The sequence below is a fragment of the Streptomyces sp. NPDC040410 genome (assembly GCF_055595715.1).
Window position 1 is genome coordinate 107,616 of record NZ_JBVIVK010000017.1, and the last position, 14,193, is coordinate 121,808.

The window sequence follows — 14,193 nt, forward strand, 5'->3', positions numbered from 1 at the left end:
CATGACAGAAGTTCGTCCGACCGGCCACGACGTTGTGCGTGGTCCGTGGTGGGTGCGTGCGAGCGCCGCGCTCGCCGCGTCCGGGGTGGGCCGGGCCGCAGGGTTCTCGCCGCACCTGGCTGCCGATGTGGCGCTGCTCGGCGCCACACCCGGAAGGCGGGTGCCGGTCCGAGTGGCGGTGGTCCGTACCGGCCCCGGCCCTGGGCCGGTACCGCTTCTGACGGGCCTGCGGGCCGCCGATCCGTCCGTGGAGGGGGACCTTCTTCCGGTCTCCGTGGTCTACGCAGGCGGCGTCCCGCGTCCCGAACTCCGGTTTGCGCCCGGTCAGGCCGCGGCGCTGAACCGCCTTGCACGGCTGTTGGCCGCCCGGCCGCACCTGTTGAGCGAGCGACTGCGCGCCGCGCCGGAGACGGCGGCGTGGCTCCGTGTCCGCGCCCACGAGGGTACGGCCGGCCAGGTCTTCTTCGCCCCGAGCTGCGCGGGCGCCGACGAGGTTGCCCGCACCTGGCGCCGCTGCCAGGACCTCGCGGCCACCGGCCGGTTCTCGTCGGACCTGGACGCCACGGTGGCCTCGATTCCGGCGTTCTCGGCAGAGATCCACACGCCGTTCGGCGCCTGCCTGCTGTCCTGGCCCCCACCTGACGTGGAGGACCTGTGGATCGAGGTCGTCGACCTGCCCGTGCAGTCGCCGGGCGAGGCCGGGCCCGCGGCCCTCCGTGCGCTGCGCCGGCGGGCCCTGGAAGTCATGAACGCCGCGCACCTCGTGCTCGCCGCGGTGCCCGCCTCCGCGCTCGCTGGGGACACGCGGTCCCCCGCCGCTGTCGGTGAGCTCGGCACGCTGCTGGAGCAGATACGGCGGCTCCCGCATGCGCAGATCGTGCTGCTCGCCACGGTGTCCGGGCTGCGCGGCGCGCAGGGCATGGCCGACCTGGGCGGTTGGCTGCGGGGGCCCGTCCGCCGGGCCCTCGGGCCTGCGGCGCACGGGCTGCCGCTGTACGCCGTCGCCCTGGCCGAGGCCCAACAGGCGGCGCGACTGCTCAACGACACGGTACGGCGGCCGACGCACGCGGTGCGTCAGGCGGACGCGGACTGGGTGGCTTCCGGCGCCGCGGCACTGGCCGACGGCGTCCTGTGTCCGCTGCTCGACGGGGCACGCGACCGTGTTCCGGAGCTGACCGCCCGGCGGCTCCTGGCGGCGTGCCGGGACATCCGGGTCGCATGCCGTGAGGTGACCGCACGTCAGGCCCCCATCCGGGCGCAGGCCTCGGCCGCCGGTGCACCGGGCCGTGGTCCGGGAGGGCCGGCAGGACGCGGCGCAGGCGACGGAAGCGGCGGAATCGGCCCCTGGGATGATCTGGAGGCCTTCGCGACGGCCGGGCTCGCCCAGCGGGTCGTGCGGCGGCTGGCCGCCGAGGAAGGGCGATGACATGGAGATTGAACCATTGGGCGTGGTCGCACTGCTCGTCCTGCTGTTCGCCTCGCTGGCGCTGCTCGGCGTACTGGCCGTGCGGACCCACCGCAGGCCCCCCGCGTCCCTCCCGGCGCCGAGGCCTCCGGGGCCCGGTCCGGAAGACCTCGAGCGCATCCGCAGCTCCTACGAAGCCCAGCTCGCCGCCCTCCGTGACGAGCGGCAACAGGCGCTCGCCGGCCATCACGAGCTCCGCTTGCGGCTCACCGATCTGGAGAGCGGCAAGGAGGCCGATGTCGCGGCGCGGCTGTCGGCCCGCCTCCCCGTACTGAAGGCGCAACTGCAGGCCGAGCTGAGGGCGGCATTCGACGCTCGGGTCGAAGCGCGAGTGGAGGCGAGGCTGGCGGCCGAAGTCGAAGCACGGGTGGAGGCCAGACTGGCGGCGGAAGCACAGGCGCGACTCGCGGCGCGACTCAGCGTGGGGCGGCTCACCGCGGGCGGCGGCGCTCCTGGAGAGACGCCCGAGGCCCTGGACCCGCCCGGCGGGGAGCCGTTCGGGCCCACCGTGCCGCAACCGCTCCCCAGAGGCAGGGACGCGGCCGCCGACAGCACCGTCGACGGCGCGGACCTGGGTCCGCTGACCGTCCGGGCGGCGTCCGTGCGGGGCGATCGGCAGCGTGAGGATGGTGAGCACCGGCGGGACGCGGTCCTGCTCCGGGTGGTGGAGGAGATCCCGTCCCCCACACTGCTCAGCGTGGTCGCGGCAGGTGCCCCGCGCGCGCCGTGGTCGCGGTCGGCTGCGGAACGGGCCTGCCGGAGCCTGACCGCCGAACTCGGCAGGTACAGCCGTCAGCTCGGCGACGAGCTGTATCGCGATCCGGGCACGGCCGGCGAGGAGGCGGAGGACGGTGAGCTGGGCGGCATGCTGTGCACGGCGGTCCAGGCCGTCGCCCGGTCCGTACGGCTCTTGGCGTGGGCCGAGGCGGGCGGCTCCGCCCCCGGCGCCCCCGCCGTCGGCGACGCCGCTGCGGGGAAGGACGCGACGGTCGAGGTCGCGCTCACCGCGCTGCTGACCCGCCTCGGTGATCACGGGGTACGTGAGCACGTGGCGTTCGGCGTCGGCGAGGGCTCCGTGCTGCGGCTGCGGGACGACGGCTGGCAGCTGGTCTTCAGCGGCGCCGCGGAGGCGCGACTGCCCGCCTCCCCGCTGGCACTGCGTTGCGCGCGGTTCGAAACCCGGCGGGGCGATGTGCTGGCCGTGTGCAGCCCCCACATGGGGCAGCTGCTGCGCCGTCCGGATCTCGGGGAGTGGTTCGCACACAGGTGGGCGGGCCGGCCGCGGGACCTGCCTGCGTTCCTCGACGAAGTGAACGTCCCGGCGAGACCCGCGGACGGCGACCGGTCCGTCGTCTGCCTGTGGGACTTCGGGGAGGCCCGCCGCCCCCCTAGCGACCCCTGACAGCGGTCGCAGTCCTGCGCGACCAGCCGGGCCACTTCGGCGGCCCGCCTCACACCCGTCTTCGACGCAGCCCGCCTCGCCCGCGAACTGGCCGCCGTCACCGAACACGAGTGGGAGCGCGCCAGCGCACCCACCACGCCGCTGACCGCATCGGCCCGGACACACCGACCGACTGGCGCGTCCTGCCGACTCTTCCCCGAAGCGTGGCAGGAGGAGCTCGCTGACAGCGACCTGCTGTTCAACCGGCAGCCCACCCGCACACGGCCGCCCGCGCCACTGCCGGCCCGGACCCCCGACCCGGGGCGGCACCCGCGTCGAAGGACTCCTCATGCTGTGCACCGGCGGGTCGAGGACTGTCCCCACCCGCGGAGAAGTTGGTCTCATCCGCAAAGCACGGACGTTCGTCGGCCTGTCCTGTTTGCGAGGGTCGGGCGGCCCTCCGTGCAAATCCTTGGGCGGCGACGCCAGCCATGCTCAGCATCGGCGGCGACAACGGCCACGACTCCTTCACATTTCCGTTTCTCTGAGTGATTCAACATAAGCTGAGCGCAATCGACGTGACGCGAAGCCCCCTTGAGTCGGAACGGAGGCGGCGAAAGACTTCTGCGGCAGCAAGGCCGCACTTGTGTCGCGGGACCCGCGACACAGCAGTCACGATCGCAATGTGAGGAGAACGTCATATGCCCGACGCCGGCGGTCGAGACGCCACACACTCGATCACGCTGACCGACGGCACCGCCACCCGGACCCGGGAGGGCACCCCCGTCGACCTGGCGCCGGTCCAGGAACTGCACCGCCGCTGCTCACTGGGCAGCCGAGCCCTGCGATACCACGCCGCAAAGTCCCAGATTTCACCCGTCGAATGGCGCCAGTTGTCCAATCCGGAGCGCGGCACCACCCTCGTGACCACTCCGGCCGGGCGTGCGAACCACATCATCGCCATGACCAACGTCATGCACACCGATCAGCAAGGGGTGGGGGAACTCGCGATCCTGGTCGAGGACGCGTGGCAGGCCAGGGGTCTCGGCACCGCGCTCGCCGAACACGCGGCCACCGTGGCCCGCCGCGAGGGACACCACACACTGACCGCCGCGGTGGCGGCGAGCAACGAGCCGATGCTCCACGTCCTGCGGAGACTGGACGCGACGCCGGTCGACGCCACCGGGCCCGTGCTCGACCTGCGCATCCCGCTGTAGCGGCCACTGTGGCCGGTCCGCACCGACGGGGCGATACCGCCGACACGGGCGGGTGGGTCAGGCGGGGTGTTCTACCGCGGTCGGCCAGACGCCCCGTTCAGAGAGGTGAAGCACGAGGGCCGCGATGTTCCAGGCATCGTCCTCGCCCCGGTGGTGACGGCCTTCGAGCCGCCGCCCGGCGATCTTCAGGGCCTGTGCCATGCCGGGGCGTTTGCGCAGGCCGTACGCCTCGGTGAAGACAGCCTTGGCGTTGGTGTGGTGGCGGCCGAAGGGGTAGGGCGTCCGTGTGCCCTGACACTGCCGTGTGAACTGGTGGCGGTCGTAGTCGCCCCAACTGACCCACGGCCGGGCGCCGGCGCGGTGCTCGGCCGCCAGTAGTCGGCATGCCTCGGCGAATGTGACCCCCTGGTCGACCTCGTGTTGAGTGAGGCCCGTCAGCTCCGTGCAGAACCCGCTGACCATGGACCGGGCGGGCCTCACCAGGATCCGGTGCCGGGCGAGGCGCTCGTTGGCGCCCAGGTCGATGACGGTCAGTCCGATCTCGATGATCTCGCTGACCTCGCCAGGCGGCTGGGAACCGGCCCAGCAGGTCGCTTCGACGTCCACGACGTTGACGAGGTCCTCCGTCCAGGTGCTGTTCATGGTGAGAAGCGTAGGGAGGCACAGCGGCGGGAGCACGTGGTTTTCGGGGCTCCCCGACGCCGGCCCGCTCTACACCGTCCTCGCCCCGTCGGACTCCGCCCATGGATCGCCGGAACCGCAGTACATGCTCGATCCGGCGGACCCCTACTCGGTGGGCTTCACCCTCTGAGCGGTCTCGTGTGCCGACCGTGCGGCGGTACGAGGCGCCCAAAGGTCACGCATCCATCACAAGAGGCAGCGAATTTCCCACCCCGCAGCCTCGGCAGCTACGGTCTGCGCAATGTCACACACCGCAGTACAGATGTGACATGACGCAGCCAGAGCCAGGCGTCCACCACAGGAACCACCAAGCTCCCTCCGGTGTCGCACTCCATGCCATGTCACAGTTTGTATGGCGTGGCGTTTGACGCTCCGGAGCGACCTCGGCCACCGGATGTTGGACCACGCATGATGGAGTACTACATGACCCTGATTCGTCGCGGCACCACGGCGGCGGCCGCCATTGCACTCGGGCTCACCCTCGCTGCATGTGGCGGCAATCTCACACAGGAAAGCTCCGGACAGAAGAACTCCGGCCCCATCAAGCTCGGCATGCTGACGCCGCTGACCGGCAGTTCGGCCGCCATCGGCCCGTACATGAAGAACGGCGCCCAGCTCGCCGTCGACGAGATAAACGCCAAGGGCGGGGTCAACGGTCGAAAGCTCTCGCTCACGGTTGAGGACGAGGCCTGCGACCCGAAAACGGCTGCCGCCGGTGCCGCGAAGCTCGTCAGTGCCGGCATCGACATCTCTGTCGGTGGCTATTGTTCGTCGGCGACCCTGCCGACGCTGAGCATCTTCAACAAGGCGCACATCCCGATGCTCATCCCGGCCGCCAACTCCGCCGACCTGGTCGCGAAGAAACTGCGGAACGTCTTCCTGATCAACGGCACGGGCATCCAAGAGGCAGAGGCCGCGTCGAAGTTCATCAAGGCGCAGGGCAGCAAGGGCGTGGCCCTGATCGACGACAACACGTCGTACTCGGCCGACATCACCCAGCGCACAGGGGACGAACTGGGGCTGCTGGGCGTCAAGGTCGCCAACCACGAGTCGGTCACGGCAGGCGAGTCGGACTACTCCGGTGTCGTCAACTCCGTGCTGGACTCGAAGGCGGACTTCGTCTACTGGACCGGCTACTACCAGGAGGGCGGCCTGCTCATCAAGCAGCTCAGAGCTGCCGGTTACCAGGGCAAGATCATGGTCGCGGACGGCTCGGCCGACGGCAAGCTGGTCCAAATCGCCGGCAGGAAGAACGCGCAGGGCGTGTTCGCGACGATGACCAAGACGCCGCAGACCATCCCCGGTGGGGAGGCGTGGGTCGCGAAGTACAAGAAGAGGTTCGGCTCCGAGCCCGGCACGTACTCGACGCAGTCGTACGACGCGGTGCGCATCGCCGCGGAGGCCGTCAGGGCGGCCGACTCCACCGACGGCGACGCCCTCACCAAGGCGCTCGAAGAGATCGACGGCTTCAAGATCTTCTCCGGGCCGCTGAACTTCACGATCCAGCACACGCTGAGCGTGGGCGGCTTCGACATCCTCGTCGTCAAGGACGACAACTTCGTCCTCACCAAGTGATCCGTGAGCCGGCTGCCGTCGCCGGCGGCGGTAGGCGCACGGGAGGCCTGTTCGTGTCGGTCGGTGGCTGCGGCCAGCTGCCCGGCGGTGGCTTCGATCTCTTGGAAGGGACTGCTGCGCTGCTGGTCATGTCGGTGACGCCGTCGGGGGTGCGGACGGCAGCCAGCAGTCGTTGGCGACGCTGCAGTCTCTCGTGTCCCTGTCGGGCCTGGTCGCGGCGCTCACGGCTCTCCTCGATACCGCGGTGGGCCTTGGCGACGACGTCCGCCGACGCTTCCAGCCGGTCTTCGCACTGCGCCGGCCCCCCTTGGGCGCCCTCGGCAACGGCGTAACGCCGTCGCGGCGCCCGGCCAGGGCTGCCTTCTCGGTGTACCGGTCGCGGGCGACAGCCAGCACGGTGCGCTGCGGGCACGCCTGGGCCGCTTCGGTGGCGTCGAAGAGAGCCTGAGCGGCGGCGTCGGCGGCGCTACGGGCATGCTGGGCAGCCGTCCGTGCCTCTGCGGCATGGCGTTGCAGCTCGGATTGGCCAGGACATCGCGGACGAGCCGGCCGTAGGCGCCGGCGTTCTGCGACGGGGTGTTGGCGATGATCTCGGCGGCCGGCGAGGTGGCGTCCACCAAGCCGCAGGCCGACCGCGAGGCCAAGCGCCGCTGCCACGCCCGCGGGGCCAGCCCGCTCCACCTGCTCGTCGACAGGGCTCGGCGCAGAATGAGTGGTGACGCTGGTGTCGTGCAGAAGGGTGTACCGGTGGACGAGCGCAGGGCCGCGTCGGTGAGCCGCGACGCCGCCGTGGCCGCGGCGGACGCCGAGGGGCTGGTCACCGCATGGAGCGACGCGGCCCGCCGCCTGCTCGGCTTCGGGCCCGGTGACGTGATCGGCCGCTCCGCGGCTGATCTGCTGGCCGAACCGCTGCCGGCCGACGCCATGCGCAGCCTGGCCGAACTGGAGGAGTGGAGCGGCACGGTCGCGGTGCGGCACCGGGACGGCCATCGTGTCGAGGTGCAGCTGGAGGCGCACCCACTGCTGGACACGGCCGGTGCGGTCCGCTGGTATGTGAGGGCCACCGTGCCCGAGCCAGCGGCGCGGCTGCAGAAGTGGGCGCTGGAGCAGTTCCCCGTGCCGGTGGCCCTCTTCGACCAGGACGGGCTCGTGGTGTCCGTCAACTCCGCGATGGAGGGGGTGATGGGCAGGCCCTCCAGGGATCTGCTGGGCTGGCGGGTGGGCGAGTCGGCCGACGGCCTGCGGCGCCTGCCCGGCTTCGAGGGCCTCGGTGACGCGGTGCAGCGGGTCTTGCGCACCGGGCAGACCGTGCCCTACGAAGCCCGGTTGCACGCCCCCGGCGAGCTCCGCGAACACGCCTGGCTGGTGTCCCTCAGCCCGCTGAAGGACAGCGCCGACCGCGTACGGGGCATGTGTCTTGCGGCCATGGACAGCACGGAGCAGTTCCTCGCCCGGCGCAGACTGAGCGTCCTCAACGAGTCCAGCGTTCGGATCGGCTCCACCCTCGACGTGGCCCGCACCGCCGAGGAACTCACCGAGGTGTGCACGGAGCACTTCGCGGACTTCGCGCTCGTGGACCTGCTGGACTCCGCGCTGGCCGGGGACGAGACGGCCGCCGTGCCCGATGCCGCGCCCGTCTTCCTCCGCACCGCCTGCCGGTCTGTGCTGGAGGGCTGTCCCGAGGTGACGATCCCCGTCGGTGCCCGGCACGGCTACCGCGAGGACTCGCCGCAGGGACGCGTGCTGACGGACGGCCGTGGTCTGTTCCACGCGGTCGACGACGCCGGGCGGCGGTGGTGGGCCGCGGACTCCCCTGACAGCGTCCGGAGCATCGACACCCACGGCATCCATACCCTGTTGGTGGTGCCGCTGCGTGCCCGCGGCATCACGCTCGGCCTGGCGATCCTCGGCCGCCACCGGACACCGGAACCCTTCGACGATGACGATCTGCTGCTCGCCAAGGAACTCGCGGCACGCGCGGCGGTGTGCGTCGACAACGCCCGCCGCTACACCCGGGAACGCGACACGGCACTCGCCCTTCAGCGCAGTCTGCTCCCGCAGCACACACCCAGACAGGCGGCGGTCGAGGTCGCCTCCCGTTACCGGCCAGCGAGCTCCCGCGCCGGCATCGGCGGCGACTGGTTCGACGTCATCCCCCTGTCCGGAGCCCGGGTGGCCCTCGTCGTGGGCGATGTCGTCGGCCACGGGGTGCAGGCGTCCGCCACCATGGGCCGGCTCCGCACCGCCGTACGCACCCTCGCCGACGTCGACCTCGCCCCCGACGAGCTGCTCACCCAGCTCGACGACATCGTCCTGCGCCTGGACTCCGAGCGGACACCGGATGCCGCCGAGGAACCACAGAGCCCGGGCGAGGTCGGAGCCACCTGCCTCTACGCCGTCTACGACCCCGTCTCACGCCGCTGCAGCGCGGCCCGCGCCGGTCACCCCTTCCCGGCCATCGTCACCCCGGACGGAAACGTCTCCTTCCTCGACCTGCCGAGCGGGCCACCCCTGGGGCTGGGCGGTCTGCCGTTCGAAACCGCGGAGTTCGACATCGCTGAGGGCAGCGTCCTCGCCCTCTACACCGACGGTCTCGTCCACACCCCCGACCGCGACCTCGACGACGGGCTCGCCCTGCTCCGCCGGGCCCTCGGCGGCCCCGGACGCGCACTGGAGGAGATCTGTGACGGAATCCTGCACGGCCTGCTGCCCGACCGGCCCGCCGACGACGTCGCCCTCCTCGTGGTCCGCACCCGCGCGCTGGAAGCCGGCCGGGTCGCCGCTTGGGACGTACCGGCGGACCCCTCGTCCGTCGCCCGCGCCCGCGCCCTGGCCTGCGAGCAACTGGCCGCCTGGCACCTGGAGGACCTCGGCTTCGTCACCGAACTCGTCGTCAGCGAACTCGTCACCAACGCAATCCGCTACGGCGGATCCCCCATCCAACTCCGCCTGATCCGTGACACCGCGCTCATCTGCGAGGTCTCGGACTCCAGCAGCACCGCCCCCCACATGCGCCGGGCCCGCGTCTTCGACGAGGGAGGCCGCGGTCTGCTGCTCGTCGCCCAGCTCACCCAGCGGTGGGGCAGCCGCCACACCCGCACGGGCAAGACGATCTGGGCCGAGCAGGCCCTGCCCACCGGACCCGCGGAGGCCGAAGAGCCAGGTCCCGGAGCCGAGGAGCCACCCGGCCCGGGCACCCCGGACGGTGGTGGGAAAGAGCCGCTCGCGCGACGATGATGGTCCCGGACCGCGGCGGCCAGAGCGGTTCCCAGGCCCTTCCCACGGACGTCGCGTGCGACGTACACGTCACACAACCAGGCGAAGGTGGCCGGGTCAGTGACAACGCGGGCACAGCCGACCTGGGCGCCGGAGGCTCTGTCGTAGACGCCGAAGTGTAGTTCGGGGTCACCACCACGTCCTCGTCACCGGCATCAAACAGGACGTTCAGTGCCGGCCGTGGAATGCAGCCGCCTCCATACGACGACGGCCGCGGCGGCCGGCGGTGGGCGTCACCGTGCTGAGCGCAGGCGGGGAGTCCTGCTGGTGCCGGATCCCCTGGTACCGGTGTTGGCGGCTCGTACGGCGGCGCACACCCGCTCCACGGTCACCTCGCTGATCAGGCCGCGCAGCCCGGCCTGGAACACCTCCCGACCCTCCTGGCCGACCAGATCTCGGGCGACCTGGTTCAGCATCAGCAGCAGCGTCAGCGAATCGCCCCCCAGCCGGTGGAAGGCGTCGGCGGGCCCGATCGGGAGGTCGGCCGTGCCGAGGTGCCGCGACCAGATCCGCGCCACGGCCGCTACCAGGGGGTCGGCCTGCGGGGCGGTCCGCTCCCGGCCGGCGGGGTCGTGCTCGTACGGGGCCGGCAGCGCGCGAAGGTCGACCTTGCCGTTGACCGTCCAGGGGAACGCGTCGACAACCCGTATGGCCGTCGGGACGAGATGGGGCGGCAGCAGCCGAGCGGTGTGCTCGCGCAGCGCCTCGGGCTCTGTGCTTCCGGTGACGTACGCGCACAGCAGCGGCTCCCCTGCCGGTCCGGGGCGGGCTGCCACCACGGCGCGGGTCACCTGCGGATGCTGTTCCAGCGCTGCCTCCACCTCGGCGGGTTCGATCCGGTACCCCCGGACGGACAGCTGGTCGTCGGACCGGCCCAGGAACTCCAGGGCGCCGTGGCAGGCCAGCCGGGCCAGGTCGCCGGTGCGGTAGGCGCGCGTGCCGTCGGCCAGGCGGACGAACCGCTCCCGGTCGAGTCCGGGCCGGCCGAGGTAGCCGCGGGCCAGTTGGACCCCGGCGAGGTGGATCTCGCCGACGTCACCCGGGCTGGCCGGACGGCCGTCGTCGTCCAGCAGCAGGACCCGCGTACCGGCGGTCGGCAGGCCGATTGGTACGGCGGGCCGGTCGCCGTCCCGCTGCGGGTCGAAGGTGTGGACCACGCAGCCGATGGTCGCCTCGGTGGGTCCGTACTCGTTGAAGATCTGGCATCCGGGGCCGAACAGCCGCTGGGCCCGAGCCGCCGCGGTGCCGCGCAGTTGCTCGCCGCCGACGATCAGGGCCCGGAAACCCTTCGGCTCGACGCCGAGCGAGGTGATCAGATTCAGATGAGCCGGTGTGAGTTTGAGGGCGTTGGCGCCGGAACCGGTCAGCAGTTCGGCGAGGGAGCAGGGGTCGGCCGCCTCAGGGACCAGGGCGACGCTGCCCCCGGCCAGCAGCGGGAGGAACACCGCCGTACCGGTGAGGTCGAAGGCGAGGGAGGTGAACAGGGCGAAGCGGGTGGTGGCGTCGATGCCGTAGCGTTCCGTCGCCCAGCGCACGTACGCCACCAGGGCGCGGTGCTCGACCTGCACGCCCTTGGCCACCCCGGTGGAACCGGACGTGTAGATGACGTACGCCACGTCGTCGGGCGTCGCCCGCTCAGGGGCGGGCTCGGCGCCTTCCGTGGGCAGGCGGTCCAGCACCAGCACCGGGCAGTCCTCGCCCGGCAGGCCCTCGTACGCCGCACCCACCAGGCACAGGGCGGCACGCGAGTCGGCGAGCACCCCGGCGATCCGCGCCGGTGGGTGCCCGGGGTCCAGCGGCAGATACGCCGCGCCCGCCTTGAGGACCCCCCAGAGGCCGGCGAGCGCCGCCGGGGTGCGGTCAGCCAGCAGCCCCACGACCGCCCCGCGCCCCACCTGCCTGGCGGCCAGCTCGGCCGCCACCACGTCGGAGCGCCGGTCCAGTTCCCGATAGCTCACCGGACCCTCCGGGCCCACCAGCGCTTGTGCCTCCGGAGTACGCGTCACCTGACGCTGCAGCAACGCGGTCAGGGTGGCGGGGGCTTCGGCGGGCATGGGCGGGCCGGCGCTGATTCCAGCACGGTGGGCGGCGGGCGACAGTGCCTCGCACACGGCGGCCAGCAGTGCGGCGGCCCGGTCCGTCTGCCGGCTGCTGTCGGCCGACACCACCAGCTCGGTGCGCCGGTCGAACTCGATCGTCGTGAAGGACGCAGGGATGAGAGGCGCTTGCAACGGCAGGGGGTACACGGTGTGGGCCTCAAAGCCGGGCGCGCGCAGGTCCTGCGGCTCGACCCTGCCGAGATGACTGACCAGCACCGTGCACGGGTAGCGGTCGAGCGCGGAGACGGCGGCACCGGCGGCCCGGGACAGCCCACGCAGCACGCCCCGGGGCAGCCGGGTCACGAACCGCTCCTCGCCTGCGGCCAGCTCGCGGTCGTCGGCGAGCGCCCGCAGAAGCTGCTCGTGCCACTCCTGCCAGGTCCGGCCGGGGCTGCCCGCGAGGAAGACCGGCAGGGTGAGGTTGGCGGTGGAGCGCAGTCCTGGGCGGTGCCGGCGCAGATCCACGGGGACCATGACGCGCGAGGCGGTGCCGGAGTGGTCGGTGACGGCTGCAGCGATCTTCGCCACCAGCCCGGGATGGACGCCGTCCAGAGCCCGGCGCGCCCAGCGCGCACCGGATTCCCCCGGACGCGCTGCGCGGACGAGCGGGGAGCGCCAGGCGGCCCGCTGCCACTGCCTGCGGGGAGTGCCTGTGGCGCCGGTCAGGTTCTCCAGCAGGGTGTAGTCGTGCCAGGGTGAGGGTGCGCCGACGGGGTCCTCGCCGCGCAGGACGCGGAAGACGTCGAGAGCCCATGCGTGCAGACCACGGCCGTCCATCACCGCGTGGTGGGCCCGGAAGGCCAGCGTCACCGCCGGCTTCGCGGCGCCCGGAGGGCTGGCCGGCTGCACCGAGACCACGACCTCACAGCCCTGCCCGGCGAGGGGATCCAACGGCGCGCGCAGCGCCGTGTCGAGGTCCCCGGCCTCCCGGACCGCCGGGGGCCGTCCGCTGTCCACCCACATCCTGCCGCTGAGCGTCAGCCGCGCGCCGGGGCACGCCTCGGAGGCCCGGTGGACGGCCCGGCGCAGCGCGTCGAGCGTGACGGTGCCCTCCCCCTCGACGACCAGTTGGATGACGAAAGGCGACCCTGACCGCTCCAGGGCCAGGCAGAGCCACTCGTTGGGGGACACCGGCCGCCGGAACCGGTATCCGGCGTGGCTGCCGTCTCCGTCCCGATGGGGGGCTGTCGCTCTCATGGTCTCCCGTATTCACTCTTCACACCGGCGTCCTTCGCCGTGGCCCGCCCACCGGACGCGGCGCAGCCGTGGGCGGCGGTGCCACCATAGGGAGGGCCGGGGTGCCTGCGGATGCGTCAATTCACCCGGCCGGAACCGGCCGGTGACGTTGATGTACTCACGGCTGTTGAGTGCAGGTACTCAGGTCCGCCGCCGGCCGGGTTCGCAACCATCCCTCCATGCACATACATCTCGCAGCGGACCAGAGCCGCCGTGTGGGGATCACCGCTGTCGGCTCCTTCCTTCCCGAGCAGGAGGTGACCTCCGATCAGGTGCAGGAGCGGCTCGCCCGAGCGATCGGTCAGCCATTTCCGGCCGGAATGCTCCGGCGGGCCACCGGTATCGCCGCCCGCCGGGTCGCCGCCGAGGGCGAATACGCCTCCACCCTTGCGGTGGCGGCGGCCCGTGACGCGCTGGCCCGTGCCGGGCTGACGCCGTTCGACATCGACCTGCTGGTGTTCGCCTCGGCCAGCCGCGATCTGGTGGAGCCAGCCACCGCGCACATCGTGCAGGCGGCACTCGGCTCCCGCGCCCACGCGCTGGACGTCACCAACGCCTGCAACAGCTTCGTCAACGGCATCGACACCGCGCGGGCGCTGATCCTGGCCGGGCGCGCCCGGCGCGCCCTGGTCGTCACCGGCGAGACCCCGAGCCGCGCCGTCCGCTTCGACCCGGCCGATCGGGCGGAGGTCGTGAGCGGGTTCGCCGGCTACACCTTCGGCGACGCGGGCGCCGCGGTCGTACTGGAGCCGGTGGACCACGGCGGCGTGCTGGACGTGGACACCGAGACCCGATCCGAGCACTGGCCGGTCGGCGGCATCTTCGGCGGCGGGTCCCGGCACCCCCGCTCCGAGGAGCACACGTACTTCACCGGCGACGGGCGGGAGTTGAGGGAGGTCTTCGAGAAGGTCGGTACCGCGGTGCTCGACCGCGTCCGCCACCGCACGGGCCTCGGCTGGGACGACTACCGGTATGTGCTCGTGCACCAGGTGACGGTCCCGTACCTTGAGCGCTTCGTGGAGCTCACCGGAGTGCCCGAGGACCAGCTGGTGGTGAGCGTCCCGGAGATCGGCAACGTCGCCTCCGCCACCCTCGGCGTCCAGCTCGACCGGGTGTACGACCGGCTGTGTCCGGGTGACAAGGTGCTGTTCGTGGGCCTGGGCGGCGGGGTCAGCATCATGACGATGGTCTGGGAGAAGGCGTGAGCGGGCAGCGGCCCGCCGTGCCCGCCCGCCGGTCCCCCGACGCAGGCAGCGGCCGCCA

At 72.3% G+C, this 14,193-nt stretch carries 10 protein-coding genes and 1 pseudogene; 8 read left to right on the plus strand and 3 right to left on the minus strand.

Translation table 11 applies throughout. The features are described 5' to 3' along the window. Position 1: 1 nt before the first annotated feature. From ACZ562_RS29050 to ACZ562_RS29060, 3 genes are all read left to right on the plus strand, one after another. Positions 2–1,426 carry a hypothetical protein gene (locus ACZ562_RS29050; RefSeq protein WP_471184994.1) on the plus strand — a complete coding sequence of 475 codons (1,425 nt, stop codon included), beginning with the start codon at positions 2–4 and terminating at the stop codon, positions 1,424–1,426. 1 nt (position 1,427) lies between these two features. Further along, positions 1,428–2,867, plus strand: coding sequence for a hypothetical protein (locus ACZ562_RS29055; protein WP_471184996.1), 1,440 nt, complete (start codon positions 1,428–1,430; stop codon positions 2,865–2,867). 680 nt (positions 2,868–3,547) lie between these two features. Beyond that, positions 3,548–4,063, plus strand: a complete 516-nt coding sequence (locus tag ACZ562_RS29060) for a GNAT family N-acetyltransferase (protein WP_471184998.1) — start codon at positions 3,548–3,550, stop codon at positions 4,061–4,063. A gap of 57 nt (positions 4,064–4,120) precedes the next feature. Here the strand turns inward: ACZ562_RS29060 and ACZ562_RS29065 are convergent, their stop codons facing one another. Then, positions 4,121–4,705 carry a 3'-5' exonuclease gene (locus tag ACZ562_RS29065; RefSeq protein ID WP_471185000.1) on the minus strand — a complete coding sequence of 195 codons (585 nt, stop codon included), beginning with the start codon at positions 4,703–4,705 and terminating at the stop codon, positions 4,121–4,123. On the opposite strand from ACZ562_RS29065, the gene ACZ562_RS29070 reads away from it, so the two are divergent. The 4 genes from ACZ562_RS29070 to ACZ562_RS29085 all read left to right on the plus strand — a co-directional run bounded on the left by ACZ562_RS29070 (position 4,704) and on the right by ACZ562_RS29085 (position 9,556). Continuing rightward, positions 4,704–4,874 (plus strand): hypothetical protein, encoded by a 171-nt coding sequence (locus tag ACZ562_RS29070; RefSeq protein ID WP_471185003.1) that lies wholly within the window; start codon positions 4,704–4,706, stop codon positions 4,872–4,874. The genes ACZ562_RS29065 and ACZ562_RS29070 overlap by 2 nt on opposite strands. Before the next feature lie 293 nt (positions 4,875–5,167). Beyond that, on the plus strand, positions 5,168–6,319 hold the full coding sequence (locus ACZ562_RS29075) for a branched-chain amino acid ABC transporter substrate-binding protein (RefSeq protein WP_471185004.1): 1,152 nt from the start codon (positions 5,168–5,170) through the stop codon (positions 6,317–6,319). Between the two features lie 172 nt (positions 6,320–6,491). After that, a complete protein-coding gene (locus ACZ562_RS29080; protein ID WP_471185007.1) occupies positions 6,492–6,767 on the plus strand; it encodes a hypothetical protein in 276 nt (91 codons plus the stop codon). Between the two features lie 137 nt (positions 6,768–6,904). After that, the gene (locus ACZ562_RS29085; RefSeq protein WP_471185010.1) at positions 6,905–9,556 is read left to right on the plus strand and encodes a SpoIIE family protein phosphatase; all 2,652 of its coding nucleotides are present in this window, start codon (positions 6,905–6,907) and stop codon (positions 9,554–9,556) included. Here ACZ562_RS29085 and ACZ562_RS29090 read toward each other — a convergent pair. Together ACZ562_RS29090 and ACZ562_RS29095 are read right to left on the minus strand one after the other, a co-directional pair. Further along, positions 9,556–9,717 (minus strand): annotated as a pseudogene (locus ACZ562_RS29090) (GNAT family N-acetyltransferase); the annotation flags it as partial. The gene ACZ562_RS29085 and the pseudogene ACZ562_RS29090 overlap by 1 nt on opposite strands. Before the next feature lie 111 nt (positions 9,718–9,828). Beyond that, complete coding sequence (locus tag ACZ562_RS29095) at positions 9,829–12,891, minus strand: non-ribosomal peptide synthetase (RefSeq protein WP_471185012.1); 3,063 nt, start codon at positions 12,889–12,891, stop codon at positions 9,829–9,831. A 218-nt stretch (positions 12,892–13,109) separates the two neighbouring features. Here ACZ562_RS29095 and ACZ562_RS29100 point away from each other — a divergent pair, with 218 nt between their 5' ends. Further along, entirely contained in the window at positions 13,110–14,135 is a 1,026-nt protein-coding gene (locus tag ACZ562_RS29100; RefSeq protein ID WP_471185015.1) for a 3-oxoacyl-ACP synthase III family protein, read from the plus strand. The last annotated feature ends 58 nt before the right edge of the window (positions 14,136–14,193 follow it).

Excerpts from the sequence above, each read along its gene's own strand:
- ACZ562_RS29075 (WP_471185004.1), top strand. The coding sequence starts at position 5,168 with ATGACCCTGATTCGTCGCGGCACCACGGCGGCGGCCGCCATTGCACTC.
- ACZ562_RS29050 (WP_471184994.1), top strand. The coding sequence starts at position 2 with ATGACAGAAGTTCGTCCGACCGGCCACGACGTTGTGCGTGGTCCGTGG.
- ACZ562_RS29100 (WP_471185015.1), top strand. The coding sequence starts at position 13,110 with ATGCACATACATCTCGCAGCGGACCAGAGCCGCCGTGTGGGGATCACC.
- ACZ562_RS29095 (WP_471185012.1), bottom strand. The coding sequence starts at position 12,891 with ATGAGAGCGACAGCCCCCCATCGGGACGGAGACGGCAGCCACGCCGGA.
- ACZ562_RS29055 (WP_471184996.1), top strand. The coding sequence starts at position 1,428 with ATGGAGATTGAACCATTGGGCGTGGTCGCACTGCTCGTCCTGCTGTTC.
- ACZ562_RS29070 (WP_471185003.1), top strand. The coding sequence starts at position 4,704 with ATGGTGAGAAGCGTAGGGAGGCACAGCGGCGGGAGCACGTGGTTTTCG.
- ACZ562_RS29085 (WP_471185010.1), top strand. The coding sequence starts at position 6,905 with ATGATCTCGGCGGCCGGCGAGGTGGCGTCCACCAAGCCGCAGGCCGAC.
- ACZ562_RS29060 (WP_471184998.1), top strand. The coding sequence starts at position 3,548 with ATGCCCGACGCCGGCGGTCGAGACGCCACACACTCGATCACGCTGACC.
- ACZ562_RS29065 (WP_471185000.1), bottom strand. The coding sequence starts at position 4,705 with ATGAACAGCACCTGGACGGAGGACCTCGTCAACGTCGTGGACGTCGAA.